1 protein-coding gene is annotated in these 1199 nt (G+C 71.7%); it reads right to left on the reverse strand.

The window, feature by feature from the left end:
- On the reverse strand, positions 1-1199 hold a 1199-nt coding region (locus tag ABD353_RS39640; protein ID WP_344628571.1), incomplete at both ends, for an acetyl-CoA C-acetyltransferase.

The raw sequence follows: 1199 nt of genomic DNA on the forward strand, positions 1-1199 counted from the left end.
TCGATGACCATGGCCATGCCCTGGCCGCCGCCGACGCACATGGTCTCCAGGCCGAACTGCTTGTCGTGCCACTGGAGGGAGTTGATCAGGGTGGTGGTGATGCGGGCGCCGGTCATGCCGAAGGGGTGGCCGATGGCGATGGCGCCGCCGTTGACGTTGAGGCGGTCGATGTCGATGCCGAGGTCGCGGTAGGAGGGGATGACCTGGGCGGCGAAGGCCTCGTTGATCTCGACGAGGTCGATGTCGCCGATGGTCATGCCGGCGCGGGCGAGGGCCTGCCGGGTGGCCTCGACCGGGCCGTAGCCCATGATCTCGGGCGACAGACCGCTGACGCCGGTGGACACGACGCGGGCGAGCGGGGTGATGCCGAGTTCGCGGGCCTTGGTGTCGGACATGATGACCAGGGCGGCGGCGCCGTCGTTGAGCGGGCAGCAGTTGCCGGCGGTGACGGTGCCGTCGGGGCGGAAGACCGGCTTGAGGCCGGAGACGGCGTCCAGGGTGACGCCGGCGCGCGGGCCGTCGTCCTGGGAGACGACGGTGCCGTCCGGGGTGGTGATCGGGGTGATCTCGCGCTGCCAGAAGCCGGCCGCGATGGCCTGCTCGGCGAGGTTCTGCGAGCGGACGCCGAACTCGTCCTGCTCGGCGCGGCTGATGCCCTTGAGCGCGGCGAGGTTCTCGGCGGTCTGGCCCATGGCGATGTAGGCGTCGGGGAGGATGCCGTCCTCGCGCGGGTCGTGCCAGTGGCCGCCGCCCTCGGCGGCGCGCTTGGCGGTGCGGGCCTGCGCGTCGTCGAAGAGCGGGTTGGGGGTGTTCGGCATGCCGTCGGAGGTGCCGTTGATGCTCCGGGAGACGGCCTCGACGCCGGCGGAGATGAAGATGTCGCCCTCGCCGGCCTTGATCGCGTGCAGTGCCATCCGGGTGGTCTGCAGCGAGGAGGCGCAGTAGCGGGTGATCGTGGTGCCCGGCAGGTAGTCCATGCCCATCTGGACGGCGACGATCCGGCCGAGGTTGTGGCCCTGCTCGCCGCCGGGCAGGCCGCAGCCGAGCATCAGGTCGTCGATCTGCCGCGGGTCCAGCCCGGGCACCTTGGCGAGGGCGGCGGCGATGATCTGGGCGGTCAGGTCGTCCGGGCGGACGTCCTTCAGCGAGCCCTTGAAGGCCCGGCCGATCGGCGAACGGGCGGCGCTGACGATGACGGC

Source organism: Kitasatospora arboriphila, from assembly GCF_039528095.1.
GTDB lineage: Bacteria > Actinomycetota > Actinomycetes > Streptomycetales > Streptomycetaceae > Kitasatospora > Kitasatospora arboriphila.